Source organism: Streptomyces sp. NPDC004788 (assembly GCF_053601115.1).
Genome location: NZ_JBSGBF010000002.1, coordinates 96895 through 122196, shown reverse-complemented (window position 1 = coordinate 122196; position 25302 = coordinate 96895). Strand labels below are relative to the sequence as shown.

15 protein-coding genes and 1 pseudogene are annotated in these 25302 nt (G+C 74.0%); 4 read left to right on the top strand and 12 right to left on the bottom strand.

The window, feature by feature from the left end; translation table 11 throughout:
• Positions 1–20 precede the first annotated feature (20 nt).
• From ACWEJX_RS01655 to ACWEJX_RS01605, 11 genes and pseudogenes are all read right to left on the bottom strand, one after another.
• Entirely contained in the window at positions 21–1148 is a 1128-nt protein-coding gene (locus ACWEJX_RS01655; RefSeq protein ID WP_451605553.1) for a thiamine pyrophosphate-dependent enzyme, read from the bottom strand.
• Positions 1145–2371 carry an MFS transporter gene (locus ACWEJX_RS01650; protein WP_451605552.1) on the bottom strand — a complete coding sequence of 409 codons (1227 nt, stop codon included), beginning with the start codon at positions 2369–2371 and terminating at the stop codon, positions 1145–1147. Before ACWEJX_RS01650 ends, ACWEJX_RS01655 begins: the two co-directional genes overlap by 4 nt.
• Entirely contained in the window at positions 2368–3753 is a 1386-nt protein-coding gene (locus ACWEJX_RS01645; protein WP_451605551.1) for a DUF1116 domain-containing protein, read from the bottom strand. Before ACWEJX_RS01645 ends, ACWEJX_RS01650 begins: the two co-directional genes overlap by 4 nt.
• Entirely contained in the window at positions 3750–5117 is a 1368-nt protein-coding gene (locus ACWEJX_RS01640) for an ATP-grasp domain-containing protein (RefSeq protein WP_451605550.1), read from the bottom strand. The genes ACWEJX_RS01645 and ACWEJX_RS01640 overlap by 4 nt, the downstream gene beginning before the upstream one ends.
• A 4-nt stretch (positions 5118–5121) precedes the next feature.
• Complete coding sequence (locus ACWEJX_RS01635; protein WP_451605549.1) at positions 5122–6153, bottom strand: aspartyl/asparaginyl beta-hydroxylase domain-containing protein; 1032 nt, start codon at positions 6151–6153, stop codon at positions 5122–5124.
• A gap of 98 nt (positions 6154–6251) precedes the next feature.
• Positions 6252–8120, bottom strand: a complete 1869-nt coding sequence (gene asnB / locus ACWEJX_RS01630) for an asparagine synthase (glutamine-hydrolyzing) (RefSeq protein ID WP_451605548.1) — start codon at positions 8118–8120, stop codon at positions 6252–6254.
• Positions 8121–8123: 3 nt separating this feature from the next.
• Complete coding sequence (locus tag ACWEJX_RS01625) at positions 8124–9521, bottom strand: hypothetical protein (protein WP_451605547.1); 1398 nt, start codon at positions 9519–9521, stop codon at positions 8124–8126.
• 55 nt (positions 9522–9576) lie between these two features.
• Positions 9577–10602, bottom strand: coding sequence for a 2,3-diaminopropionate biosynthesis protein SbnB (gene sbnB, locus ACWEJX_RS01620; protein WP_451605546.1), 1026 nt, complete (start codon positions 10600–10602; stop codon positions 9577–9579).
• Between the two features lie 29 nt (positions 10603–10631).
• Entirely contained in the window at positions 10632–11648 is a 1017-nt protein-coding gene (gene sbnA / locus ACWEJX_RS01615) for a 2,3-diaminopropionate biosynthesis protein SbnA (RefSeq protein ID WP_451605545.1), read from the bottom strand.
• Positions 11649–11695: 47 nt separating this feature from the next.
• On the bottom strand, positions 11696–13213 hold the full coding sequence (locus tag ACWEJX_RS01610; protein WP_451605644.1) for a M20/M25/M40 family metallo-hydrolase: 1518 nt from the start codon (positions 13211–13213) through the stop codon (positions 11696–11698).
• Positions 13211–14116: pseudogene (locus tag ACWEJX_RS01605) on the bottom strand (hydroxyacid dehydrogenase); the annotation flags it as partial. The pseudogene ACWEJX_RS01605 and the gene ACWEJX_RS01610, both read right to left, overlap by 3 nt.
• Before the next feature lie 329 nt (positions 14117–14445).
• Here ACWEJX_RS01605 and ACWEJX_RS01600 point away from each other — a divergent pair.
• Positions 14446–18570 (top strand): type I polyketide synthase, encoded by a 4125-nt coding sequence (locus tag ACWEJX_RS01600; RefSeq protein WP_451605544.1) that lies wholly within the window; start codon positions 14446–14448, stop codon positions 18568–18570.
• A 107-nt stretch (positions 18571–18677) separates the two neighbouring features.
• A complete protein-coding gene (locus ACWEJX_RS01595) occupies positions 18678–19313 on the top strand; it encodes a TetR/AcrR family transcriptional regulator (protein WP_403788748.1) in 636 nt (211 codons plus the stop codon).
• Here the strand turns inward: ACWEJX_RS01595 and ACWEJX_RS01590 are convergent.
• Entirely contained in the window at positions 19295–20644 is a 1350-nt protein-coding gene (locus tag ACWEJX_RS01590; RefSeq protein ID WP_451605543.1) for a D-arabinono-1,4-lactone oxidase, read from the bottom strand. The genes ACWEJX_RS01595 and ACWEJX_RS01590 overlap by 19 nt on opposite strands.
• A gap of 167 nt (positions 20645–20811) precedes the next feature.
• On the opposite strand from ACWEJX_RS01590, the gene ACWEJX_RS01585 reads away from it, so the two are divergent.
• Together ACWEJX_RS01585 and ACWEJX_RS01580 are read left to right on the top strand one after the other, a co-directional pair.
• Complete coding sequence (locus tag ACWEJX_RS01585) at positions 20812–22098, top strand: amino acid deaminase/aldolase (protein ID WP_451605542.1); 1287 nt, start codon at positions 20812–20814, stop codon at positions 22096–22098.
• 183 nt (positions 22099–22281) lie between these two features.
• Positions 22282–25302 carry an alpha/beta fold hydrolase gene (locus ACWEJX_RS01580; protein ID WP_451605541.1) on the top strand — a complete coding sequence of 1007 codons (3021 nt, stop codon included), beginning with the start codon at positions 22282–22284 and terminating at the stop codon, positions 25300–25302.

The following is a 25302-nucleotide window of genomic DNA, read 5'->3' as shown; positions in this document are numbered from 1 at the left end:
GCCGGTCTCGGTCACAAGGGTCATGGAGTGTCGTCCTCGTCAAGGAGTTCGCGCCGCACCAGGGCGAGGTCGCGGGCGAGTTGGGCGGAGTCGTCGGCCGTCACCTGGCTGAGCAGCGCCTCGGGGGACGGCGGGCCGGAGCGGACGAGGCCGGTGCGCAGCGCCGCCGCGCGTTCCTCGGCCGCGTCGGCGGCGGCCCGGATGCCGGCTTCGTCGAGCAGTCCGCGGGCGGTGAGGTAGGTCTCCAGGCGGCTGATCGGGTCGCGGCGCCGCCACCGGGCGACCTCGTCGGCCTCGCGGTAGCGGCCGGCGTCGTCGGCGTTGGAGTGGGGCTCGATGCGGTAGGTGTGCGCCTCGACGAGCATGGGGCCGGCGCCGGCGCGGGCGCGCTCGACGGCGTGGCGCAGGACGCCGAGGACGGCGGCGACGTCGTTGCCGTCGACGCGTTCGCCTGGCATGCCGTAGCCGATGCCCTTGTGGGCGAGGGAGGGCGCGGCCGTCTGGCGGTCGAGCGGCACCGAGATGGCGTAGCCGTTGTTCTGGACGAGGAAGACGACGGGCGCCTTGAAGACGGCGGCGAAGTTCAGCGCCTCGTGGAAGTCGCCCTCGCTGGTGGCCCCGTCGCCGATGAGCACCAGGGCTACGGTGTCCTCGCCGCGCAGCCGGGCGGCGTGGGCGAGGCCGACGGCGTGCGGCGCCTGGGTGGCGAGCGGGGTGCACTGGGGGGCGACGCGGTGGGCGACGGGGTCGTAGCCGCAGTGCCAGTCGCCGCGCATGAGGGTGAGGGTCTCGACGGGGTCGACGCCCCGGGTCATGACCGCCACGCAGTCGCGGTAGGTGGGGAACAGCCAGTCGCGCGGGCCGAGCGCGAGCGCGGCCCCGATCTGGCAGGCCTCCTGACCGGCCGACGAGGGGTAGACGGCGAGTTCGCCCTGCTTGGCCAGGTTGGTGGCCTGCTGGTCGAGGCGCCGGCCGGTGACGAGGGCGCGGTGGGCGGCGAGCAGTTCGGTGTCGTCGGGTACGGGGTAGGGCCGGGGCCCGGGCGGCACGGCCCGGCCGTCGGCGTCGACGAAGGTGACGGGCCGGGCGGACGGGAGCAGCGCGAGCTCGGGATCCCGTACGGCCTCCGGCGCGGCGGCCGGGCTCATGCCGTCGCCTCCTTCTTCAGCCGCGCCACGTTGAGCAGGGCGAGTACGGCCAGGACGGCGCCGGTGACGAAGACCGCCGTGAGGCCGGCGTTGTCGACGATGAGGCCGCCGACGAGCGAGCCGAGGCCGACCGAGACGTTGAAGCCGAGGACGAAGAGCGAGGTGGCCGCCTCGGGCGAGTCGCCGGCGTAGGTGAAGACCACGGTCTGGACGCAGACCGGGATGGCGGTGAAGGACAGGCCCCACAGCACCAGGAGCAGATAGACGCCCGGCTGGAAGCGGCCGACGGCGAGCAGGGCGACCAGGGTCGCGGTGAGCACGGCGATGGCGACGAGCAGGGTGCCGCGCAGGTTGCGGGCCGCGGCGGCCCCGCCCACGAAGTTGCCGGCGACGCCGGCGACTCCGTACACGAGCAGCATGGTGCTGATCATCTTCGGGTCGATGCCGGCCCGCTGCTCCAGATAGGGGGCGAGGTAGGTGTAGGCGGCGAAGTGCCCGGCGACGACCAGGACGGTGATGACGACGGCGGTGAGGATGTTGCCGTTCTTCAGCAGCCGCGGCAGGTCGGCGACGCGGGCGGCGTTGGTGGACGGCAGCTTGGGCAGCAGCACGGCGGCGGCGACCAGGAAGACGACGCCGAGGCCGGCGATGGCGTGGAACACGGTGCGCCAGTCGGTGTGTTCGCCGATGAACGTGCCGAGCGGCACGCCGATGACGGAGGCGACGGAGATGCCGCCGAAGACCACGGAGGTGGCGCGGACGGCGTCCTTGGGCGCGACCAGGCGCAGCGCGATGCTGGCGGCGATGGACCACATCAGGCCGTGGGCGAAGCCGAGCACCACGCGGGCCGTCATCAGGACCGCGAAGTTCGGCGCGAGCGCGGTGAGTTCGTTGCCCGCGATGAGCACGAGGGCGAGCACCAGCATGAGCAGCCGGCGGTCGACGGTGCGGGTGAAGCTGGTCATGAACGGGGCGGCGAGGCCCGCGATGCCGCCGAAGAGCGTGACGGCGAGGCCGGTGGTGCCGGTGGAGACGTCGAGGTCGGGGCCGATGGCGGTGAGCAGGCCGATCGGGACCATCTCGGTCGTGGTGAACGCGAAGACGGCCAGGGAGAGGGAGACGGTGGCCAGCCAGTAGCGCGCCGGGGTGCGTCCGGCGGGGGCGGCCGCGGCTCCGGCGGGCTCGGTGGCGGCCGTGGACCGGTGGTCGGTCGAGTGGGTCATGCGTGGTCCTCGGGGGTGGTGTGGGGGACGTACGGGTCGGGGGTGGCCTGGGGGGCGTACGGGTCGGGGGTGGCGTCGGTGTCGGCGGGGCCGGTGTCGAGCGTGTCCAGGGCGTCGAGCGCGGCCTGGAAGGGGGCGAGCGGGGGCAGGAAGAGCCCGGCGCCGATGTGTCCGCCGTCGCGGTGCGAGGCGCCCATGTGGATCACGGGCGGGATGCCGGTGTCGGCGACCAGGCGGGCGTCGATGCCGGTGGGCGTGCCGCGGAAGCGGAGGAACGGGATGCGGTAGACCGGGTGTTCGGCGAGCGTGATCCGGTACATCCGGTGGGTCTGCTCGACCATGCCCTCGGGCGAGCCGGCCGAGTAGTCCTGCATGGGCATGGCGGCCGCCGCGGCCATCCCGCCGAGGCCGATGGTCTCGGTGATGGTGGACTCGCCGCCCATGAACGCCAGGTCGTCCGGCGTGAAGCCGTCGAAGAGCTTGATGGGCAGGCTCGTGATGGGCGGCAGCGGGTGCCGGAACCACCGGTCGCCGGTGCCGGAGAGCCGCAGCGCGAACTCCTTGCCGCTGACGGTCATCGCGGTGACGACGCTGCTGCCGGCGATGCCGGAGGCGGCGTCCGCGGCGGCCTTGCCGGCGGCCATCGACAGGTGCAGGAAGAAGTACTCGGACTCGGTGAGGAAGACCGACAGGTCGAGCGCCCGCCGGTCGTCGACGAGGTCCCGCGCGGCGAGCAGCGCCTCCTGGATCCGGGCCCGGAAGATCAGCGAGGCCGCGATGTTGCGGCTGTGCAGGTCGTCGCCCATGTTGAGGGCGCGCCGGATGATGGGCTGGAGCGGGATCCCGCCGACCGAGCGGACGGCCTCGGCGAGGGTGGGTGCGATGACGTCCCGTACGTACGCCATCTGCTTGAGGACGGCGTCGTTGCTGACGCCGAAGGTGAGCGACTCCCGGGCGATGCCCTCGTTCATCCGGCAGTGCCCGGTGGTGCCGTTGGCCCGGTCCTCGACGACCAGGACCGGCATGGAGGCCGAGCAGACGCCGCTGACCGAGCCCACCGCGCCGTGGTCGTGGCAGGGCTCGACGCGGATGTCGCCGGAGGCGAGGCGGGCGTCGGCCTCCTCGGGGGTGGCGGCGAGCCCCTCGAAGAGGACGGCGCCGATGATGGCGGTGCGCTGCCCGCCCTCGTAGGAGGCCCAGTCCATCGGGGCGCCGGAGGTGAGGATGGTGCGCGGGGTCATGCCGGGCAGGACCTCGCCCGCGGGACGGACGTCCACCAGGACCGGCTCGGAGGCGACGATCCGGCGGACGGCCTCCGCGTTGGCGCGCTGCCGCCGCTCGGTCCGGCCGGGGCCGGCGACGGCGTCCGTGGTGGGCGTCATGGGGTGCTCCTGTTCGGCTGGGTGCGGACACGGACGGTCTTGGCGAAGCGTTCGGCGACGGCGTGGATGTCCTCGCCCTCGGGGGCGTCCACGACGATCGACACGGCGCGGCCGCCGGAGTCGGTGAGGTCGCCGAGCGGGTCGCCGGGCTCCCGGGTGACGATCACGGCGCAGAGCCGGGGCGGGGCGTCGGGCGTGGTGGGGACGAACTCGGGCCAGGCGCCGTCCCGGGTGATCCAGGAGGCGGCGGTCTCGTCGCAGGTCACGTCGGCGAGTACGCCGTGCGGGTGGTCGAGGTAGAGCTGCCGGGCGCGGCGGCGGGCGGGCGCGACCAGCGGCCGCTCCCCGAGGGCCAGGTCGAGGAGCGCGGGCTCCAGGGGGCGGCCGGAGGCGAGGTGCCAGAGCTTGGTGATGGCGTCGCCGGGCGGGCGGACGGCGATCTCCATCAGGACGACGCCGTCGGGGCCGAGCCGGAACTCGGCGTGGCTCATCCCGGTCCCGAAGCCGATGGCGTCCAGGAGCCGGGCGTTGGCCGCCAGGAGCCTGGCCTCGTCGGCGGCGCCGAGCGCCGGGGCGGGCGAGGTGTGGCCGGTCTCGGTGAACCAGCGGGTGGCGCACTCGTTGGTGTCCTTGGCGGTGACGCCCGCCCAGACGGTCTCGCCGGCGTGGACGAGGGCCTCGACGGAGTACTCGGCGCCGCGGGCCCGCTCCTCCAGGAGCAGCGTCTCGTGATCGGGGTAGTGGGCGAGTTCGGCGCGGAGTTCGGCGAGGGTGTCGACGGCCCGTACGCCGGAGCTGGACATCCGGCCGGCGGGCTTGAGCACGGCGGGCAGCGGTACGTCACCGAGCAGGCGCCCGAGGGCTTCCGCGGCCCCGCCGTCGTCGTCGTTCTCGCGGGCGGCCACCCGGGCCTCGGCGCCCACCAGGGCCCAGCGTGGGGCGAGGGCGGGCGCGGCGAGCCGCTGGAGCACCTTGTTGCGGGAGACGCGGGCGGCGTGGGCGCCGGGGCCGGGCAGCCCCAGCGCCTCGGCGAGCGTGCCGGCGGGTTCGGCGAACACCTCGCCGCAGTTGAGCAGGGCCTTCACGTCGTAGGCGCGCAGCAGTCCGTGGACGGCGCCGACGAGGGTGTCGAGGGTGCAGTCGGGGACATGGACGACCTCGGTGGCCCGGGACAGCGGGTGCGCCGGGTCGGCGCGGTGCGCGGCGAGCCGGTCGGCCGGGGTCTCCGGGCCGACGACGGCGAGGACGGCGAGGCCGCGCCGCTCGGCGTCGGTGAGCAGCTGGAGGTGGCGGCAGATCACCACGAGGTCGGTGATGAGGAGCAGGGCGGGGGGCCGACAGGGCGGCTGCGTGTTCTCGCTCACCGGGTCACCGTCCGTTCCCGTTCCGCGGGCCGGGCACCGCCGGCACGGAACGCTCGGTGACGGTGCGGCCCTCGCGGATCCGCAGCACGGCGTGCGGCTGCATGCCGTCGAGGAAGAGCTGGAGGGTGCGCTCCTCGCTCCAGCCGGCGAGCCGGTACTCGTTGGCGTCGATGTGGACGAGGGCGTACGGCTGGCCGGTGGCCCGGTCGCCCTGGTGGAGGACGAGCTGGGTGCCGTCGTCGCGGACGGTGACCTCGGTCCAGGGCTGGTCATCGTCGAGGGTGCCGTCCTCCTCCCACAGCGGGAAGCTCGCCGGGATCTCGAACGAGCACTCCAGGCGGGCGCGTTCCTCGGCGCGCTGGCCGCAGCTGGGGCGGTTGTAGAGGACCTCGCCGGAGTCGAAGTACTCCTGCCACCCGGCGGGGAAGACGCGGGCCAGGCCGGGCGTGACGAGCGCGTCGATCACGAGGTGGACGCGCGGCTCCGGGCCGGTGTTCTCGACGTGGTGGACCCGGCTGAAGTCGCCGAACCAGAACTCGCCGGGCTGCCAGCGGTGCGTGACGCCGTCGAGGACGAGCAGCGCCTTCGGGTTGGTGGTGACGGGGACGTGCAGCCGGGCGACGCCCCAGCGCGGGCCGTACTTGGGGTCGGTGTGGTCGATGCCGACGGTGTCGGTGCCGAGTGCCATGAAGCGGACGGCGTGCAGCGGCGCCGGGATGGAGTCGAGCACCTCGCGGACGTACGGCATGCCGTCGAGCCACTCGGTGGGCGCGAAGTCCCGCGGGCCGGGGCCGCCGGGGTCGGTGCGGGTGCCGTCGCCGCCGGGGCTGCGCAGCGCGAGGCAGCGCCAGTCGACGTCGGTGGCGGCGCCGACCCCGGACTCGGAGTAGACGCGCTGCTTCTCCCAGGTGCGGGTGCGGGCGGCGTCGAGTTCGGCGAGGAGGCGCTCGGGATCGTAGCTCGCGGCGAGCCGGGCGGCCTCGGCGGGCATGGCCGTGCCGCGGGCCGGGGCGGCGAGGTCGGGGGCGCTGGTCATGGCGGATCCTTTCGGTAGAGGGGCCGGCGGGCAGTTCGGCCGATGGCGGGCGGTCAGCGGATGGCGAGTCAGTGGCCGGCGGGTCAGCGGCCGGCGGGTCAGCGGCCGGCGGTGCGCAGGGAGGCCGCGGGGGCCGGGGCCGCCTGGGTGTCGGTGTGCTGCTGGTGCCAGCGCTCGAGCATGTAGAGCGTCCACAGGGCGTAGGTGTGCTCGGGGCGGAAGGCGGTGACGAAGGCGCGCAGCGCGTCCGGGGCGAAATAGCCGCGATCCAGGGAGGCTTCGGACAGCAGCGTGGTCTGGATGTCGGGGCGCAGCGCGGTGCCGAGCCAGCTCTCCAGCGGGACGGCCAGCTCCTGCTTGGGGCGGTGGATCACCGAGTCCGGTACGTAGCGGGCGGCGACCTGCTTGAGCAGGAGCTTCTCGTTGCCGTCGACGAGTTTGGCGGACGCCGGTATGCGGGTGACGTAGTCGATGAGCCGGTGGTCGAGGAGCGGGCTGCGCGGCTCGACGGAGTGGGCCATGGCCATCCGGTCGATCTTGACGAGCTGTGCGTCGGGCAGCCAGAAGCCGCAGTCGACCTCCATGACGCGGTCGAGGTCGGGCCGGTGCGCGGCGGTGCGGGCGAAGCGGTCGCGCAGGTGGTTGACGGGGTACTCGGGAAGCCGCGCGGTGAAGGCGGGGTCGTACAGCCGGTGCTTGAGTCCGCCGCGCACGCCGTCGACGAGAACGGCCTGGTAGCGGTCGGCGATGGAGCCGTCGCCCGCGGCCAGCGCCTCGGTGTCGACCCTCGCGGCCGACGCCGGGTCGAGGTGCGGCAGTTGCTGGAAGGTGCGGTAGCGCCGGTAGCCGGCGAAGATCTCGTCGGAGCCGTCGCCGGTGAGGACGACCGTGACGTGCTCGCGGGCCAGCCGGTACATGCAGTCGGCGGCGATCGCGGACGGGAAGGCGTACGGCTCGCCCATGTGCGCGAGGATCCGGTCGACGGACCTGCGGGCGTCCGCGACGCCGATGCGGTACGTGTGGTGCTCGGTGCCGCAGTGGTCGGCGACCAGCCGGGCGTACGCGGACTCGTCGAAGGCGTCGTGCTCGAAGCCGACGGAGAAGGTGTGCAGCCGGCGGCCCAGCCGGCGGGAGGCGACGGCGACGACGAGGCTGGAGTCGAGGCCGCCGCTGAGCATGGCGCCCAGCGGCACCTCCGACTCCAGGCGGTCGGCGACGGCCCGCTGGATCAGCGCGTCGACGGTGTCGGCGGCGCGGCGCGGGTCGGCGGCCTCGGCCGGGTCGGCGGTGAACTCGAAGCGCCAGTAGCGGCGGTGCTTCTCTGGCCGGCCGGCCTCGAAGTCGAGGACGGTGCCGGGCTCGACCTTGCGCACGTCCCGGTAGATGGTGTGCGGGGCGGGCACGACCCGGTAGGAGAGGTACTGGTCGACGGCGAGCGGGTCGATCGCCCGGTCGATGCCCGGGTGGCGCATCAGCGCGTTGAGCTCGGACGCGAACACCACGGTGCCGTCCGCGAGCCGGCTGTAGAACAGCGGCTTCTTGCCGACCCGGTCGGTGACGAGCAGCAGCCGGCCGGTACGGGTGTCGTGCACGGCGATCGAGTACATGCCGTGCAGCCGGTCGACGAAGTCCTCGCCGAGCACCTCGTACAGCGCGGGCAGGATGTGCGCGTCGCTGCCGCCGCGCACCGGGCGGCCCCGGTCGGCGAGGAAGCGGCGCAGCGCCCGGTGGTTGTAGATCTCGCCGTTGAGGACGACGACGATGCCGCGGTCCTCGCTGTACGCGGGCTGGGAGCCGTCGGCGAGGCCGATGACCTTGAGCCGGCACATGCCGAGCGCGGCCCGTTCGTCGTGGTGGTAGCCCTCCTCGTCGGGGCCGCGGTGCGCCATGGCGGCGCAGGCGGCGGCCGGGAAGCCGCCGAGGGGTTCGCTCGTGCCGAAGGAGACGGTTCCGGCGATGCCGCACACGGCTCAGCCCTCCTTCACGTCGAAGCGGCGCTTCGCGTGGTCGGTCCGGATGCCGTCGGCGGGCACGGCGACGACCTCGATCTCGCCGACCAGGCCGGAGTCGATCATCTGCGCGACGTCCGGCGCCGCCTCTCGCAACAGGCGTCGCACGGCGCTGAGTTCGCGGTCGGTGACGCGGTCCGTGACGACCCGGATGCGCAGCCCGTCGTCGTCGGCGACCTCGAAGGGCCGGCGCGGGAACACCTCGGCCATGGCGGCGCAGACGTCGTGGTTGCTGATCCGCTCGCCGTGCTTGAAGTCGCCGCCGAGCCGGCCGTCGATGCGCCGGAAGGCGTGGACGGTGCGGCCGTCGAGGGTGATCTCCTGCAGTCCGGTGATCACGTCGCCGGTGACGTAGCGCAGGGCGGGGAAGTAGGCGCGGGTGAAGGAGGTGAGGAGCAGGGCGCCGCTGCCGCCGCCCGCGGCCGGGCCGCCCGCGCCGGCGTCCGCGTACAGCTCGTGGGGCGGCACGACCTCCGGGAGGATGTGGTCGTGGAAGTGGTAGAGGCCGGTGCGCGCGTCGTGGTGGGCGATGGCGCCGATCTCGATGCTGCCGAAGATGTCGAGCACCTCGCCGAAGCCGATGCCGAAGTGGCGGGCGACCTGCCGGCGCCAGTTCTCGGGGGCGAGGTCGCCGACCACGATGATCCGGCGGGGCGCGATGGCGAGTTCGGGCGAGCGCATGAGCCGGTCGAGGATCATCGGCATGGTGAAGAGCAGCTCGGGCTGCCATGCGTTGAGCTTCTCGACGTGCTGCTCGATGGGCAGCTGGAAGTCGATGTCGTGGGCGCGGAAGCCCATCTCCTCGAAGATGCGGCGGGCGGAGGCGGCGGCGTGCCCGGTGCCGAGGTCGGCGACGGCGGGCGAGCCGGCCGGGAGGTCGCCGGCGAACTGCTGGAAGAGCGCCTTGCGCTGGGCGGCGTAGGCGTCGTCGTCGGCGGGGCTGTAGAGGATCCGCTTGCGCATTCCGGTGGCGGTGCCGGAGGTGAAGTAGGCGGAGGCGTCGGGGAGATGGGCGTGGTCGGCGGTGTAGTAGTGCTCGCTGAGCAGCTCGGGGCCGAGGATCGGCAGGTCGGCCAGGCGTCCGGAACCGCGGACGCCCCGGGCGTCGAGCAGCCGGCCGTACCAGGGGAAGCGCTCGGCGTGGCGCGCGGCGAGGGCGGCTATGTCGGCGGAGCGGGCGGCGCCCCAGGCCCGGGCGGCGGAGCCGGAGGCTGCGGTGTCGGGCGCGGCGGAGCCGGGCGCGGCGGAGCCGGAGGCTGCGGAGTCGGAGGCTGCGGAGGCGGAGGCTGCGGAGTCGGAGGCTGCGGAGTCGGGTGCGACGGAGTCGGGTGCGGAGGGAGCGGCGGGAAGGGTGGTCACGACGGGTTCTCCTGGTCGGGGGTGGTGGGCGCGGGGGCGCGGCTCGGCGGCGTGGCTAGCCCCAGCGCTCGGTCTCGCCGAAGAAGTCCGGTACGGCGACGGCCAGTCCGCGTGCGACGGCGGCGCGGTAGACGCTCAGGCCGACCGCCAGGTCGAGGACGCCGAGGCCGAACGGGGAGAAGACGCGGGGCCGGCCGGTCGCGGGCTTGACCTCGCCGCGCAGCACCTGGGCGAGGGTGCCGTCGACGAAGTCCCGGTGGCCGTACGCCTGTTCCGCGAGGTGCGGGGAGGTGCCGGCGGTCATGCAGTGGTCGATGTCGTCGAGGATGTTCTGGGACTCGGCGACGATCTCCGGGGCGAGGTCGCGCAGCGAGACGTGCAGGACGGTCTGTCCGGCGGTGAAGGTGCCGGGCCGGGTGACCCAGGGCTCGCCGGCCGTGGTGGCGAAGACGACGACGTCGGCGCCGTCGACGGCCCGCTCGAAGTCGTCCTCGCGCTCGGCCCGGTGGCCGAGGCGCGTCACGTGCCGCTGGAGCGCGTCGGCGTAGCCGGCGACGCGGTCGTGGATGACGTACCGGTCGGCGGTCCAGCCCTGCGCGTCGAAGAACTCGACGATGTTGCGGGCGATGACGCCGGCGCCGACGACGGTGATCTGTCGGGCGTCGCGGCCGCCGTGCAGTTCCTCGGCGCCGAGCACGGCGGAGGCGGCGGTGCGGGCGGCGCTGATCTGGGAGGCTTCGAGGCAGGCGAAGGGGTAGCCGGTCTCGTAGTCGTTGAGGAGCAGCGCGGCGGAGGCGCGGGGCACGTTGTGCCGGATGTTCTGCGGGAAGCTGGCGATCCACTTGAGCCCGGCGACGTCGTGCTCGCCGCCCAGGTAGGCGGGCAGGGCGATGATCCGGGCGTCCGGCTTGTCGGGGAAGCGCAGGAAGTAGCTGTTCGGGTTGACGGAGTCGCCGTCGTGGTGGGTGAGGTAGGCGGCGCGGACGGTCCGGACGATGTCGGCGCGGGAGTCGGCGATGAGGGAACGGATGGCGGTGCCGCCGACGACCTGGAAGTCGAAGGGGCGGGTGGGGGACGTCATGTGATCCTCCGGCAGTCGAGGGAAGGGCGTCAGGCGGGTACGGGGCAGGTGTCGCCACCGTGGATGACGGGGCAGGTGTCGCCGCCGTGGATACGGGAGAGCGTCTCGGGGCCGTAGGTCCGGGCCACCCACTCGTCGTCGTAGACGGTGTGGATGTAGCGGTCGGCGGTGTCGGGCGAGAGGGCCACGACACGGGAGCCGGGCGGGATCAGCGCGGCGGAGCGTTCCACCGCGGCGACCACCGATCCGGTGGAGCCGCCGACGGGCAGGCCCCGTTCGGCCGCGAGGCGGCGGCACATCCGGACGGCGTCCGCCTCGGGGACGAGCACGACCTCGTCGACGGCCTCCGGCCGGCACAGCTCGGGGCGGCGGCTGGTGCCGAGGCCGGGGATGTGGCGGGGACCCGGCGGGTGCCCGAAGGTGACGGATCCGGCCGTGTCGACGGCGACGATCTTGGTGCTGGGCGAGAAGGCCCGGAAGTGCCGGATGCAGCCCATCAGGGTGCCAGTGGTGCCGGCGCCGACGAACAGCTGGTCGACCCGGCCGATGTGGCGCAGGATCGAGGTCGCCGTGGAGCGGGCGTGTGCGTCCGGGTTGGACGGGTTGGCGTACTGGTTGAGCCAGATCAGCTTCGGGTCCGCGGCCAGTTCCTGCTGGATGCGGGCGATCCGGGTGCCGAGGAAGCCGCCGTTGGCGTCGCGCCGGTCGACCTGGATGACGTCGGCGCCGAGGGCCCGGATCAGCGCGAGGCTCTGCGGGGAGATGTTGGGGTCGGTGACGCAGGTGAAGCGGTAGCCCTTGCCGGCGGCGACGATGGCCAGGGCGATGCCGAGGCTGCCGGACGAGGATTCGATGATCCGGCCGCCGGCCCAGAGCAGGCCGCGCCGTTCGGCGTCCTCGATCATGCCCACGGCGGACTTCAGTTTGATGGAGCCCGCCGGGTTCCATCCTTCGATCTTGAGGAAGGACTCGCTGCCGGGGACGAGTTCGTCGAGCCTGACGAATATGTCGTCGGTGATGATTTCATGCGCGTGCTGGAAGATCACGGGTTCCCCGTTCCACCGAAGGGCGGCGCCGGCGGGCCGGCGCCTCGTCAGTTGTGCGCGAAGCGGTCAAGGAACAGCGCTTCCGCGAGGGCTGTGGCGGCGATCTCGCCGGGGTTCACGCTCTCGTCGGGCGCGTGGATGCGGGCCTCGGGATCCTCCACGCCGAACAGCAGGATCTCCGCGTCCGGGTGGAGCGCCTGCAGCGTGCTGCACAGTGCGATGGACCCGCCCGCCCCGATGACCAGCGGTTCGCGCCCGTACGCCGCCGCCATCGCCGCGCTCATGGCCCGGTGCGCGGGGCCGTCGGTGCGGCCGCGGAAGGAGGCCCCGGTGGTGATCCGCCTGATGTCGAGCCGGGCACCGAAGGGCACGGCCCGCCGCAGGTGGTCGGCGAGCGCCTCGTGGGCTCGCGCCGGGTCGGTGCCGGGCGGCAGCCGCAGGCTGACCAGCGCGGTCGCGGTGGCCCGCAGCGCGGGAACGGCCTCCTCGGGCCCGGGCCCGTCGACGGCCAGAACCGTCGCCGCGGGCCGCGCCCACAGCCGCTGGGCCGCGCTGCCGGTGCCCATCAGGCGTACGCTGTCGAGGACTCCGGCGTCGGAACGGAGCCGGTCCTCGGCGTAGTCGGCGAGCTGGGCGTCGGTACGAAGGCGGTTCTCCGGGTGGCCGGCGGGGCCCGGCGGCGCCGTGGGCGGCTCCAGGCCTGCGACGGCGCAGTCGCCTTGCTCGTCGTGCAGCGACGCGAGCACGCGCAGCAGCGCCGTCATCGCGTCCGGCACCGGGCCGCCGAACTGCCCCGAGTGCAGATCCCCGCGCAGCGTCGACACGGTCACCTCGGCGACCGCCATCCCGCGCAGCGAGGTCGTCAGCGTCGGCACGCCCGCCTCGAAGTTCCCCGAGTCCGCGACGAGCACGGCATCGGGCGCGAGCAGCTCCGGCCGCTCGGCGAGCAGCCGCTCCAGGCTCCCCCGGCCCCGCTCCTCCGCGCCCTCCACGAGGACGGTGAGCGACACCGGGAGCGGATCGCCCTCGGGCAGCGCCCGTCGCAGCGCGCGCACCGCCGCCAGGTGCATCAGGACGTTGCCCTTGCAGTCCGCGGCACCCCGCCCGTACCAGCGTCCGTCCCGCTCGGTCAGCGTGAACGGCGGCGTGGTCCAGCGGTCGTGGTCGCCCTCGGAAACGACGTCGTAGTGCCCGTACAGCACCACTTCCCGTGCGCCGGGCGGCCCGGGCAGCCGCCCGAGGACGGTGGCCGCGCCGTCGTCCGTCCGCAGCAGCTCGACGTCGAAGCCCTCGGCCCCGAACGCGTCGGCGACCCAGCGCGCGGCCCGCTCGCAGTCGGCGGACGGCTCGGGCCCGTCGCCGGCGACGGAACGTAGCGCCACGAGCTCGGCGAGCTCTTCGCGGACCCGCGGCATGAGGGCGTGCACGGCGTCGGCGCAGCGGGCGGGGTCGAGACGGGTGGCGGCAGGGGCAGGCGCGGTAGGGGCAGGGGTAGAGGCAGCACGCGCGGTGGGGGCCGGGGCGGGTAACTCGCCCTCGCACACCGGCGTTTCCGCCCGCACCATCTCCAGGGCGATCCGCACCGCCTCCTCACCCGCCCGCCGCTGCGCCTGCGCCGTGCCCGCGCCCAGGTGCGGGGTCGGCAGGACGTTCGGCAGGCCGACGAGCGGGGATTCGCGGGGCGGTTCGACGGCGAAGACGTCGAGCGCGGCGGCGGCCACGCGGCCGTCCTTGAGGGCGCGGGCGAGGGCGTCCTCGTCGAGGATGCCGCCGCGGGAGGTGTTGACGAGGTGGAGGCCGGGCCTGACCAGGGCGAGTTCACGCTCGCCGAGCAGGCCCTCGGTCGCGGGGGTGCGGGGCAGATGCACCGTCAGGAGGTCGGCGCGAGCGAGAAGTCGGCTCAGGTCGACCGGCTCGGCGCCCGCGCTCCGGCAGTCGTCGTCGGAGACGTACGGGTCGTGGGCGAGCACGGTCATGTCGAAGGCGCCGAGGCGGCGCGCGACCTGGCGTCCGATGCGGCCGAGGCCGAGGACGCCCACCGTGCGGCCGGCGAGTTCCGTGCCCTGGAAGGCGGCGCGGTCCCACTCGCCCTGGCGGACGTGCTGCGCGGCGTCGGGGATGCGGCGGGCGAGGGCGATCGCGAGGCCCACGGTCAGTTCGGCGACGCTGACGGCGTTGGCGTCGGGCGTGTTGGCGACGGCCACTCCGGCGTCGCGCGCGGCCTCGGTGTCGACGTTGTCGAGTCCGACTCCGGCGCGGACGACGCCTTTGAGCCGCGGCGCGCGGTCGAGGACCTCGCGGTCCACCCGCGTACCGCTGCGCACGATCAGCACGGTCGCGTCGGGGACGGCGGCGAGGAGTTCCTCGCGGTCGCGCCCGTCGGCCCGGCGGACGTCGCACGCGGCGCGCAGGAGGTCCAGCGTGTCGTCCGGCAGCGGGTCGCTCACCACCACCACTGGTCTGGGCATGACGGCATCTCCTCATCAAGGGCGGGACACCCCGAGGTGTGGGGGCGCCGCCCCGCCGGGGTGCGCCGGTGCGGGTCACGCTCCGGCGTTCATGAGCTGCGATGCAACCATAGACCGAAGGTCATCACTGTACGCAAGTCCACTTTTACGGGGCCCTGACGCTTCGACAAAAGTCCAGCCACCCTCCGGGGCATAACGGCCGAATACCGCCCCCTGGAAACCGGCAAATCGGCACCGATCGGCCTTGTGTAAAACCGAAGAATAAGTTTGGCTCGGCATGCATGTTTGAACTCGTGTGTGAACCCGATTTCCGAAAGGGGTCCGTGGTGGTGAGCCAGAACGAGACCAGCGGGGTGCCCTCCGTCGCCGTCGTGGGCATGGGGTGCAGGTTCCCTGGCGCTCGGGGGGTGGACGCGTACTGGGCACTGCTTGAGGAGAACCGCGATGCGATCACCGCGATCCCGGAGGACCGGTTCGACGTGTCGCCGCACTACGACGGTGAGCCCGGCACGCCGGGCCGCACCGTGTCCCGGCACGGCGGCTTCATCGACGACGTGTACGCCTTCGACGCGCCGTTCTTCCGCCTGTCGCCCCGCGAGGCCCGCACGATGGATCCGCAGCAGCGGCTGCTGCTCCACGTGGTGTGGGAGGCCCTGGAACAGGCGGGGATCCGGCCCTCGTCGCTCGCGGGCAGCCGAGGCGGCGTCTTCGTCGGCCAGGCCACGGCCGAGTACGCGGAGGCGACGGGCGGAGCGGCCGTCGCCGACGTCCGCGCGATGGCGGGCGGCCGGCTCCGGGCGGTCACGGCCGGCCGGCTGAGCTACGCCCTGGATCTGCGCGGACCGAGCGTCGTCCTGGACACGGCCTGCTCCTCTTCCCTGGTCGCGGTGCACTCGGCGCGGCAGAGCCTGCTCACCGGCGAGAGCGACCTCGCCGTCGCGGCCGGCGTCAACGTGCTGCTCTCCCCCACCGATTCCATCGCCTACTCCCAGGGCCACATGCTCGCCCCGGACGGCCGCTGCAAGTTCGGCAGCGCGGACGCCGACGGCTTCGTGCGCAGCGAGGGCGTCGCCGCCGTGATCCTCAAGCGGCTGCCCGACGCGCTGCGGGACGGCGACCCGGTGCTCGCGGTGCTCCGCGGCAGCGCCGTGACCAACGACGGCCAGGGCAGCGGTCTGCTGCTCCAGCCGGCCGTCACCGGGCAGGTCGCGATGTTGCGGGAGGCCTGCCGCGCTGCCGGCATCGAGCCCTCCCGACTGGACTACGTGGAGGCGCACGGCACCGGCACCGTCGTCGGTGACGCCGTCGAACTGCGCGCGCTGGCCGAGTTCTACGGCTCCGCCGGTCCCGTCGACCGCCCCCTTCTGGTCGGCTCGGTGAAGAGCAACATCGGCCACACGGAGGCGGCCGCCGGCCTCGCGGGCCTCGTCAAGGCCGTTCTGACGGTCCGCCACCGCCGGGTGCCGGCCTCGCTGCACACCGGCAACCCCAACGAGCTGCTGCGGGACGGGGACCTGCCGGTCCGGGTCGTCACCGAGAACACCCCGCTGGAGACGGGCGGCCGCCCGGCCGTGGTCGGCGTCAGCTCCTTCGGCATCTCCGGCACCAACGCCCATGTGGTGATCGGCGAGTACGTCCCCGACCCCGCCTCCGCGACCACCCCGGCCACCCCGGCCACCCCCGCCACCGACGACCCGACGGCCGGCACGCCCGCGCCGCACCTCCTCGTCCTGTCCGCCCGCTCGGAGCGCTCCCTGCGCGGGCTCGCCGCCCGCTACGCCGCCCATCTGGAGCCGGGCGGAGCGGGCCACACCACCCCGCTGCGGGACATCTGCCGCACCGCCGCACTCCACCGGGACCCGCATCCCTACCGTCTGTGGGCCGTCGGCACGAACCACGAAGAACTCGCCACGGTCCTGCGCACCCTGGCCGACGGCGGCGAGTCGCCCCACGGCGGCACCGCCGAGGCGGCCTTCGGCGCCGACCGCGAACCGGTCTTCGTCTTCCCGGGCCAGGGTTCGCAGTGGGCCGGCATGGCCCGCGACCTGCTGCGCACCTCGACCGCTTTCCGGTCGGCGATGGACGCCTGCGACGCCGCCGTACGGAAGGAGTCCGGCTGGTCCGTACGGGAGTTGCTGACCCGGGACGACGGCGTCTTCCCCGGCACGGTCGACCGGGTGCAGCCCGCGCTGTGGGCCGTGCAGGTCTCCCTGGCGGCGCACTGGCGGGCCATGGGCGTGGAACCCGCGCTCTGCCTCGGGCACAGCATGGGCGAGGCCGCCGCCGCATACGTGTCGGGCGCGCTGTCCCTGCGCGACTCCGCCGCCGTGATCTGCCGCCGCAGCGCCCTGATGCAGCGGCTCGCCGGGCGCGGGGCGATGCTCTCCGTGGAACTGCCCGCGGCCGAGGCGGGCGAGCTCGCGGCCGCGTACGGCGACGGCGTGTGCGTCGCGGCCGAGAACGGGCCGTCGGCCACCGTCCTCGCGGGCGACACGGACACCCTGGAGCGGATCGCGCGACGCCTCGACGAACAGGGCACGTTCTGCCGGATCGTGCGCGTCAACGTCGCCTCGCACTCGCCGCTCATGGACGAGATAGCCGACGACCTGCGCGCCGCCCTGCGCGAGCTGCGGCCCCTGGCCCCGCACACCCCGATGTTCTCCACGACCCGCTGCACGCGGGTGGAGGGCGGTGACCTCGACGCCGCGTACTGGCAGGAGAACCTGCGCCGGCCGGTCCGCTTCCGGGAGGCGGTGGAGACCGCGGCGAAGGCCGGGGACCGCGTCTTCATCGAGGTCAGCCCGCACCCGGTGCTCGTCCACGCCGTGCGGGACATCGAGGCGGCCGGCGGCCTGCCCGGCACGGGAGTGCCGACGCTGCTCAAGGAGCAGGACGGCACGTCGGCGGCGGTACGGGCGCTGGGGCGCGTCTTCGCCCTGGGCGTCCCCGTCGACTGGCACCGCTTCCACGCCGCCGCCGGCACCGGCGCCGCGTACGGCGACGTCTCGGACGGCGACGTCTCGGACGGCGACGTCTCGGACAACGGCGCCGCAGACAACGGTGTCAGGGGCAACGGCGGCAGGGGCAACGGCGGCACGGGCAACGGCGGCTCGCACACCGGTGTCACGGCACGCCGGGTGCCGCTGCCGCTCTACGTCTGGGACGAGGAGCGGTACGCCCCCGAGCCGGCCGTGCCGAGCGCGCCGCCCGTGTCCCCCGCGTCCGGCGGTCCGGCCGCGTCGCCCGGCTCGTACGGCCGGGACATCGCCCTGCGCCGACTCGGCCTCGCCGACCTCGGCGAGGGTCTCGCGGTGCGCGGGCTGCGACCCGTACCGCCGCCGGCGTACTTCGGCGCGGTCACCGCGCTCGCCCGGGACGTGCTGCCCGACGGCGAGTTCACACTGGAGGAGATACGGTTCGGTCCCGAACTCCCGCAGTGGCCCGAGGCCCTGGACACCGTGGCCCGGGTCCGGCTGACCGCCGAGGAGACGCCCGGCCTGCACCGCTTCACCGTCGGGCCGGCGGCCGGGCCCGGCGCGCGGCCCTGGGTGACGGGGCTGCTCCGGGCCGCCCCGGCGGGTCAGGGCGCCGCGACCGACGGGCAGCGCGCGCTCGATCTGGCGCTGACCCGCTGCACGGAGTACGTGCCGGGCGTCGAGTTCTACCGGCGGGCCGAGGCACGCGGCTATCTCCTCGACGAGCGGCTGCGCACGGCGGACCGGGTCTGGCGCCGCGACGGCGAGGCCGTGGCACGGCTCGCCGTGCCCGCCGCCGGCGGCCCGGCGGCCCTGGAGGCGGGGCTGCTGCCGGTCGTCGCGGCCTGGCCGCACTCGGGCGCGCCGGACGCGCCGACCTGCGTCTACCTCACCGAGTCGGTGGAGCGGGTGCGGCTGACGGGTCCTCTGAAGGGGGACGCCTACTGGTCGGTGGTGCGGTTCACCACGGCGCCGGACACGGCTGACGCCCCCTCCGGCGGCCGGGCGGACATTCTGCTCGTCGCCGAGGACGGGCGGGTCGCCGCCGAGTTCACCGGCGTGCGCATGCGCAGACTCGCGGGCACGGAGCCGGCCACTGCCGGGCCCGCCCACGCACCGGCCCCCGAGGTCACCGCCCGGCCCGCACCCGAATTCACCCGGGAGCCCGCCCCCGACCCCGCCCCCGACGCCGGCCGCGCGCCGGCCGCCGCGGCGCCGGCCGTCACCGTGCCGGCCACCGCGGTCCTGGACCACGCCGCCCATGTGCTCGGCACCCCGGCGCACCGGATCGACCTCCGGCTGAGCCTGCGCGAACTGGGGCTCGACTCCTTGATGGCCATGCAGTTGCGCGGCAGGCTGCGGGACAGCCACGGGAAGGAGGTCGCGGTGCAGCGGCTGCTCGGCAAGGAGAGCATCGGCGACCTGGTCACCGCTCTCAGCACGGGCTCGGCTGGCACAGGCTCGGTAAGCACACGGTAAGCATTACCCCAAGGCATCGAACCGAGATGCCGAACCATAGATGTACTCTAGTATAAAGATGGGGTCGAGATACGGACAGCAAGTGAAGCGAGAGCGAGGCCCGCGCCGTGCCCATCCACACCCCTCCCACGGAAGCGGAGCGCCCCCTCGGGCGCCGCGAGCGCAGCAAGCAGCGCGTGAAGCAGGCGATCTACGGGTCCGCCCTCGCGCTCTTCGCCGAGCAGGGGTACGACGGGACGACGATCGACCAGATCGCGGAACGGGCGGACGTGGCGCGCGGCACGTTCTTCAACTACTTCCAGCGCAAGGAAGACCTCGTCACCGCCTGGGCCGAGAGACGAGGTGACCGGCTGAACGCGATCATGGAGGAGTCGCTCCACGCGACCGACGACGTCACCGTCCACCTGGAACGATGTATGGCCACCCTGGCGCAGCTCAACGAGGAGGAGCGGGACATCACCCCGGTCATGCTGACGGCCTGGGTGAAGGCGGGCCGCCCGCTCGACGAGGACCCGTACACGGCCTCGATCTTCACCACCATCATCGAGCTGGGCAAGCGCCAGGGCCGGGTCGCGCCGGACATCGACTCCGAGCAGGTCGGCCACATCCTGCGGGACTGCTACCTCGGCGCGCTCTACCGCTGGTCGCCGCAGGACGAGGGCAAGCCGCCGCTGCACGTGGAACTCCGCGCGATCCTCCGCGTCGTCCTGACCGGCGTCCTCGGCTACCGCGAGCCCCGCTGACCGCCGGACCTCCGCGACGCCGCGCCGGGCGCCGGGCCGAGGACCCGGTCGAGGTACGGGTTGCCGAACACGCCGGCCGGGTCGAGCCGGTCGCGCAGCGCGACGAAGTCGTCGAAGCGGTCGTAGCGGGGACGCAGCAGGCCGGCGTCGAGGTCGTGCATCTTGCCCCAGTGCGGGCGCCCGCCGAAGCCGGCGAGGATGTCCTGGCAGGCGGTGAAGTACCGCTGGTAGGGCATGCGGTGGTACTGGTGGAAGGCGATGTAGCAGCTGTCGCGGCCGTTCGCGGTGGACAGCCAGATGTCGTCGCCGGCGCTGAAGCGCACCTCCAGTGGGAACGACACGCGCTCGTCGTGCTCGTCGATCCAGCGCTTGATCGCCCGCAGCGCGTCGACGGCGTGCTCGCGCGGGATGGCGAACTCGCCCTCGTGGAAGCGCACTTCCCGCGGGCTCGGGAACACCTTGTACGAGTGGTCGGTCCACTCCCGTGAGGACATCAGGCGTGCCGCGAGCCGGGCGCTCGGCCGGACGAGGCCGGGGAAGCGGGTGCCGACGCGGTTGAGTGCCTCGAAGCCCACGTTGGTGAGGGTCTCGTCGAGGCGGCGGGCGAACTCCCCGACGGGCCGGAGCGGGGTGTCGCCGGGCAGCCGCCGGAAGCGCCGGGTGAGCGCGGTGGTGCTGTGCGGGAACCAGAAGAACTCGAAGTGGTCGTTGGTGTCGGCGAGTTCCTGCACCCGCTCCAGGGTCTCGGCGACGGGCATGGCGGCGTCGCGGGCGTGGATCGCGAACAGCGGCACGGTCTGGAGGGTGACCCGGGTGATGACGCCGAGGGCGCCGAGGCCGACCCGGGCCGCCGCGAAGAGCTCCGGCCGCTCGGTGGGCGAACAGGTGACCACCGAGCCGTCGGCGAGCACCAGTTCCAGGGCGCGGATCTGGGTCGCGATGCCGCCGAGCCGGGCGCCGGTGCCGTGGGTGCCGGTGGAGACGGCGCCGGTGACGGTCTGCCGGTCGATGTCGCCCATGTTCTCCAGGGCCAGGCCGTGCGCGGCGAGCAGCGGGTTGAGCTTCCACAATGGCATGCCGGCCTCGACGGTGACCAGGCCCGTCTCCGCGTCGAGCGAGGTCACCCCGTCGAAGCGGTCGAGCCGCAGCTGGACGTCCGGCGCGACGGCGGCACCGGTGAAGGAGTGCCCGGAGCCGACCGCCTTGACCCGCAGCCCGTCCCGTACGGCGTCCTTCACGGCGGTGGCGACGTCCTCGGTGCTCGCGGGGCGGAGCACCCGGCTCGGCCGGGCCTCCTCGTTGCCCGCCCAGTTGCGCCACACGCTGTCCATGCCAGGGGTCCTCTCGGTCGTCCGCGGGCCGGCGCCGTCCCGGCGGCGGCCTGCGGGAAGACTGAACTTGGTCAAGCGTTCAAGTCAAGGGTCGGAAACCCTTGACTTGAACGCTTGACCTAGAGACCGTGGCCGCCAGCAACCGGCCCACGGAAAGGCCCTACGCCATGGGAAGCGCCCCGCCGGACGACGACACCCGGACCGCCGAGCACCGCCCCGTCACCCGTCCCCTCGCGCCCGCCGGCTTCGCCGAGCTCGAGCGGGCGACGGCCGGTCTCCAGCCGCCGTTCGCGGTGGTCGACCTGGCGGCCCTGCGGGCCAACGCCGCCCACATGGTCCGGCGGGCCGGCGGCAAGCCGATCCGGCTGGCGAGCAAGTCGCTGCGCTGCCGCGCGCTGATCCGGGACGTGCTGCGGATGCCGGGCTTCTCGGGGATCCTGGCGTTCACGCTGCCGGAGGCACTGTGGCTGGCGGCGGAGGAGAAGGGCGCCGACGGCACCGAGGGCGAGCCGGCCGGCGACATCCTGGTCGGCTATCCGACGGCCGACGTGCCGGCCCTGCGCCGCCTCGCGTCGGACGAGCGCGCCGCCGCCCGGATCGTCCTGATGGTGGACTCCGTCGCCCATCTCGACCTGATCACCGAGGCCGTCGGCCCGTCCGGCCCCCGGGTGCGCGTGTGCCTGGACCTCGACGCCTCCCTCCGCCTCCTCGGCGGCCGGCTCCACCTCGGCATGCGCCGCTCGCCGCTGCACGCGCCCGAGCAGGCCGCCGAGCTGGCCCGGGCCGTGCTGGCGCGGCCGCGGCTGAAGCTGGTCGGCGTCATGGCGTACGAGGGGCAGATCGCCGGCATGGGCGACAACCAGCCCGGCGCGGCCCCGGCCAGGGCGGCGGTACGGCTGATGCAGCGCGTCTCGGCCAAGGAGCTGCGGGCCCGGCGCGCGGCCGCGATCCGCGCGGTGCGGGCCGTGGCGCCGCTGGAGTTCGTCAACGGCGGCGGCACGGGCAGTCTGGAGTCGACCTCCGCCGAGGCCGCCGTCACCGAGCTCGGCGCCGGTTCCGGTATCTACGCTCCCGTCCTCTTCGACCAATACCGCAGCTTCCGCCCGCTGCCCGCCGCCTACTTCGCTCTCTCCGTCGTCCGCCGCCCGGCGCCCCGCCATGTCACCGTGCTCGGCGGCGGCTGGACCGCCTCCGGCGCGCCCGGCCCGTCCCGGCTGCCCGTCCCCGTCCACCCCGCCGGACTGCGCCTGCTCGGCACCGAGGGCGCCGGCGAGGTCCAGACCCCGCTGGCCGGCCCCGCCGCGGACGACCTGCGACTCGGCGACCGGGTCTGGTTCCGGCACGCCAAGGCGGGCGAACTGTGCGAGCGCGTCGACGAGTTGCATCTGGTCGAGGGCGACCGGATCGTGGACGTCGTGCCGACGTACCGTGGGGAGGGCCACGCCTTCCTGTGACCCGGGTCCGTGCCACCGTCCGGTGAGCACCCGACGCAGCCCCGTGGCTCGATCCGTCGAGCACCGGGGCTGTCTGTTTATGGCCCCTCGGGTCGCACCTCGTGCATCATTGACACGTCTGCTGCTTCATCTGCGATCGAAATCACTCTCATTCAACACCTTTTCTGATTGCGGAGGTTCGCGATGGCGTCGACGCGCGTCCATCTCGTGCTGGTGCACGGGCTGTTCTCCTCCGCGAAGGTGTGGCAGGCGTTCACGGCGCTCGTCGAGGACGATCCCGACCTGGCCGGCTGGGTCAGCGTCCATCCCTTCGAGTACGACTCCCCCCTCGTCCGGCTCCGGCCCGACCGCCGGGTCGCCGAGACCGACGACGTCGCCGACCAGCTCGGCACGTTCCTGGAGACCGAACTCGCCGAGGCCGAGCGGATCGTCCTGGTCACCCACAGCCAGGGCGGGCTCGTCGTGCAGCGGTTCCTGGCCCGGAAGCTGTGGAACGGCGAGGGCCGGGAGCTGGCGCGGATCAGGCACTTCACCATGTTCGCCTGCCCCAACACCGGCTCGGGCTTCTTCCTCACGGTGCGCAAGGCGCTCAAGCTCTGGAACAACCCGCAGGAACAGCAACTGCGACCGTTCGACCGATCGGTGACGGAGGCTCAGCGGACGGTGCTGAGCGCGGTGGTGCACGCGCGGGAGTACGGTGCCCAGGAGTGCCCCATCCCGGTACGGGCCTACGGCGGCTCCGCCGACGACATCGTGCCGCCCGTCGTGGCGCGCGGCGTCTTCCCCAGGGGCGGGGTGGTCACCGCCGACCATTTCAGCATCGTCCAGCCGGCGGACCGCACCGCCCCCTCGTACCGTGCGGTGCGCCAGGCGCTCCTGGAGGCGGCCGGCGAGTCCGCGCACCCGGCGGAGCCCGCGCCCGTACCCGTACCTCTGCCGCTGACCCAGCCGCCACCGGCCCCGGACGCCACAGCCGTCACGGACGCCACAGATTCCACGGCCGCCACAGATTCCACGGCCGTCACGGATTCCGCGGCCGACCCGGCTTCCCAGCCTCCGCCCGCCGCCGAGGACCCGGATCTGGCCCCCTTCCCGCCCCCGCCGTACGGGAAGTTGGCGGACGGGCAGCTCAAGGGCAAGGACCGGTTGAGCCTCGTCGCGTACCTGCTGTCCGACGAGGCCCGCCGGCAGGTGCACGTGATCGCGGGGCTCGGCGGGTCGGGGAAGAGCCGGGTGGCCCTGGAGGCCGCGGACCGTGCGGGGCGCGCCGGATACCGGGTGTGGTGGGTGTCGACGCCCCAACTCAGCCAGCACATGCGGATGATCGCCCGCGATCTCGGCGCGCCCTCGATCACGGTGGAGCGGTCCTGGCTGGTGGGCACGGCCATGGACCTGGTGTGGACACTGCTCGACGAGTGCCCCGATCCGTGGCTGCTGATCGTCGACAACGCCGACGATCCCGAGCGGCTCGCTCCGCCCGACGGCCCGGTCGCGAACGGCACCGGCTGGCTGCGCACCCCGAGGAATCCTCAGGGCACCGTCATCGTCACCAGCCGAGTGCGCAGCAAGCAGGCGTGGGGCGAGGCCGTCCGCGTCCACCAGGTGCTGCCCCTCGACGAGAACGACGGCGCGTCCATGCTGCTCGAACGGACCGGAGGCATCGGCGGCACCAACGAGGACGCCCGCAGGCTGGCACAGCAGCTGGGCGGGCTGCCGCTGGCCCTGCGCGGGGCCGCCGACGTGATCAAGGCGGTGCACGGGAGCCCGATCTCGCTGGACCGCGACATCCGGGACTTCGAGTCCTTCCGGCGGGCGGTCGCGCACGCGTCCGGAGGCGACGACGCCCCCGACCGGGACGGGCCGCAGCTCACCGAACTGCTCGGCCGGGAGATCGTGGAGAACGTCTGCGGCATCGCCCTGGACCTGCTCACCGAGCACCGGCTGCCCCATGCGCCCACCCTGCTGAAGGTCTTCGCCTGCCTGAGCATCGCCCCGGTCCCCTACCGCTGTCTGCTCGCCGGCCCCGCACTCGCCCAGTCCCCGCTCTTCCCCGGCGCCGGTTCGCTCCGCCCCGCCCTGGAGGGCCTGGAGCGGCTCGGACTCGTGGACGCGTACGAGCGCGAGGGCGTCGCCGACCGGGACCTGGCCGGCGTCCTCACGCTGCACCCGGTCGTGCACGGGGTGATGCGCGAGGACGAGGAGGTCCGCGGGCGGCCCGCCGACTACCACGGCCTGGCACTGCGGATGCTGATGTCCGCCACCCACCTGCGCAACCCCGACCACCCGGCCAACTGGCCGCTGTGGGCCGCGCTCGCCCCGCACACCCTGGAGGTCTCCCGCACCTGTCTGCTCGGTGACCTGAAACTGTCCGATCGGACCGTGCGCACCGAGGCCCTGGAGCTTGCCCGGCTGACCGCCCGCTACCTCATCGCCACCGGGCTGCTCGGCCCCGCGTACGCCCTGGTCTTCCCGCTGATCGAGCGGTGCGCCTCGTACGGCTTCGACCCGGACGACCGGGAGATCCTGGGCCTGCGGCACGAGCAGGGCCGCATCTACCTGGACCGGGAGCAGCTGCACCAGGCCGAGCGGGTGCTCGGCCTGGTCGTGGCGGCGCGCACCCGGATCCTGGGCGAGGACCACGCCGACACCCTGGCCAGCCGCCACAAGCTGGCCCGCGCGATCAACGAGCAGGCGGGGCGGGAGAGCGAGGCGGAGGCCCTGCTGCGTTCGATCGTCGAGGCGGAGAACGAGGTCCGCGGCCCCGAGCACTACGACACCCTCGTCGTGCGCCACACCCTGGCGCGGACCGTGCTCGCGCTCGGCGCGCACCGCGAGGCCGAGACGGAGGCCCGGGAGATCCTGGACATCAGCCGCCGCAACCAGTGGCCGCCCGCCACCCCCGAGATCCTGCGGGTCCGCGAGACGCTGACGCACGCGCTGCTGCGCCAGAACCGGGCGGAGGAGGCGGAGCGGGTGATCGCCGGGGCGCTGCGGGACGCCTCGCAGCCACCGGACTCCCATCTGGTGATGCGGCTGCGCTACACCTACGTCCTGACCCTGCTCGGCATCCGCGGCCGTACACCCGAAGCGGTGAACGCGCTGCGCGCGCTGGTGCGCGACCTCGACCGGGTGGTGGCCTCGGAACATCCGCTGTCCGTGCAGGCCAGGGGGACGCTGACCGCGATGCGGGGCATGCCGACCTGA